The 2,359-nt window shown below is 67.8% G+C and carries 2 protein-coding genes and 1 pseudogene; all 3 read left to right on the plus strand.

The genetic code is table 11. The annotated features are described in order from the left end of the window. A partial coding sequence (locus ACWCQ6_RS36865; protein WP_451096819.1) for an acetolactate synthase large subunit occupies positions 1-1,565 on the plus strand: 1,565 nt, incomplete at its 5' end. 22 nt (positions 1,566-1,587) lie between these two features. Then, entirely contained in the window at positions 1,588-2,115 is a 528-nt protein-coding gene (gene ilvN / locus ACWCQ6_RS36870; RefSeq protein WP_266729519.1) for an acetolactate synthase small subunit, read from the plus strand. A 100-nt stretch (positions 2,116-2,215) separates the two neighbouring features. Then, positions 2,216-2,359 (plus strand): annotated as a pseudogene (locus tag ACWCQ6_RS36875) (ketol-acid reductoisomerase); the annotation flags it as partial.

Below are 2,359 nucleotides of genomic sequence, written 5' to 3' on the forward strand. Positions count from 1 at the left end.
TGGCCACCTCGGGCCCCGGCGCCACCAACCTGGTCACCCCGATCGCCGACGCCCACATGGACTCCGTCCCGCTGGTCGCGATCACCGGCCAGGTCGCCTCCAAGGCGATCGGTACGGACGCCTTCCAGGAAGCCGACATCTGCGGCATCACCATGCCGGTCACCAAGCACAACTTCCTGGTCACCAAGGCCGAGGACATCCCGCACACGATCGCCGAGGCCTTCCACATCGCCTCCACCGGCCGTCCGGGACCCGTCCTCGTCGACATCGCCAAGGACGCCCTCCAGGCGCAGACCACGTTCAGCTGGCCGCCCACCCAGGACCTGCCCGGCTACCGCCCGGTCACCAAGCCGCACGCCAAGCAGATCCGCGAAGCCGCCAAGCTGATCACCCAGGCCAAGCGGCCGGTGCTGTACGTCGGCGGCGGCGTCATCAAGGCGGGTGCCACCGCCGAACTGAAGGTCCTCGCCGAGCTCACCGGAGCGCCCGTCACCACCACACTGATGGCGCTCGGCGCATTCCCCGACAGCCACCCGCTGCACGTCGGAATGCCGGGCATGCACGGTGCGGTCACCGCCGTCACCGCGCTGCAGAAGGCCGACCTGATCGTCGCCCTCGGAGCCCGCTTCGACGACCGCGTCACCGGCAAGCTGGACAGCTTCGCCCCCTACGCCAAGGTCGTCCACGCCGACATCGACCCCGCCGAGATCGGCAAGAACCGCGCCGCCGACGTCCCGATCGTCGGGGACGCCCGCGAGGTCCTGGCCGATCTGGTCCAGGCCGTCCAGGCCGAGCACACCGAGGGGCACGTCGGCGACTACGCCGCCTGGTGGAAGGACCTCAACCGCTGGCGCGACACCTACCCGCTCGGCTACGACCTGCCCGAGGACGGCAGCCTCTCGCCGCAGCAGGTCATCCAGCGCATCGGCAAGCTCGCCCCCGAGGGCACGATCTTCGCGGCGGGCGTCGGCCAACACCAGATGTGGGCCTCGCACTTCATCCAGTACGAGCAGCCCGCCACCTGGCTGAACTCCGGCGGAGCCGGAACGATGGGCTACGCGGTCCCGGCCGCGATGGGCGCCAAGGCCGGCATGCCCGACCGCACGGTCTGGGCGATCGACGGCGACGGCTGCTTCCAGATGACCAACCAGGAACTCACCACCTGCGCGCTCAACAACATCCCGATCAAGGTCGCGATCATCAACAACGGCGCGCTCGGGATGGTCCGCCAGTGGCAGACCCTGTTCTACAACCAGCGCTACTCCAACACCGTGCTGCACTCCGGCGCGGACACCGAGGGCGTCCCGGCGAAGGGCACCCGCGTCCCGGACTTCGTCAAGCTGTCCGAGGCCATGGGCTGCTACGCGATCCGCTGCGAGGACCCGGCCGACCTGGACAAGGTCATCGAAGAGGCCAACTCCATCAACGACCGCCCCGTCGTGGTGGACTTCATCGTCCACGAGGACGCCATGGTGTGGCCGATGGTCGCCGCCGGCACCTCCAACGACGAGGTCATGGCCGCCCGCGGGGTCCGTCCCGACTTCGGCGACAACGAAGACGACTGAGAGACAGAGAGAGACCGACTCCATGTCCACCAAGCACACGCTCTCCGTCCTGGTCGAGAACAAGCCCGGTGTCCTCGCCCGGATCACCGCCCTGTTCTCCCGCCGCGGCTTCAACATCGACTCGCTCGCGGTCGGTACCACCGAACACCCCGACATCTCCCGCATCACCATCGTCGTGAGTGTCGAGGACCTGCCCCTGGAGCAGGTGACCAAACAGCTGAACAAGCTGGTCAACGTCCTGAAGATCGTCGAACTCGAGCCTGCCGCTGCGATCCAGCGAGAGCTCGTCCTGGTGAAGGTCCGCGCCGACAACGAGACCCGTTCCCAGATCGTCGAGATCGTCAAGCTGTTCCGCGCCAAGACCGTGGACGTCTCCCCGGAGGCCGTCACGATCGAGGCGACCGGCGGCGCCGACAAGCTGGAGGCCATGCTCAAGATGCTGGAGCAGTACGGCATCAAGGAACTGGTCCAGTCCGGCACCATCGCCATAGGGCGCGGCGCGCGCTCGATCACCGACCGTTCGCTGCGCGCACTCGACCGTACGGCGTAGCGGCCGCCATCTCGCCGCCCGTATGGCGAGACCCGAAAACGTATCTGACGCACCCCGCCGTACGGTGGGAAGCAACACCTGCACACCAAGGAGAAACCCAGTGGCCGAGCTGTTCTACGACGACGACGCCGACCTGTCCATCATCCAGAGCCGCAAGGTCGCGGTCATCGGTTACGGCAGTCAGGGTCACGCCCACGCGCTGTCGCTGCGTGACTCGGGTGTCGATGTCCGGGTCGGTCTGCAC

This window comes from Streptomyces sp. NPDC001880 (genome assembly GCF_053594575.1).

What these genes read in the sequence shown, in the direction of transcription:
- ilvN (WP_266729519.1), top strand. Translation starts at nt 1,588, where the DNA reads ATGTCCACCAAGCACACGCTCTCCGTCCTGGTCGAGAACAAGCCCGGT.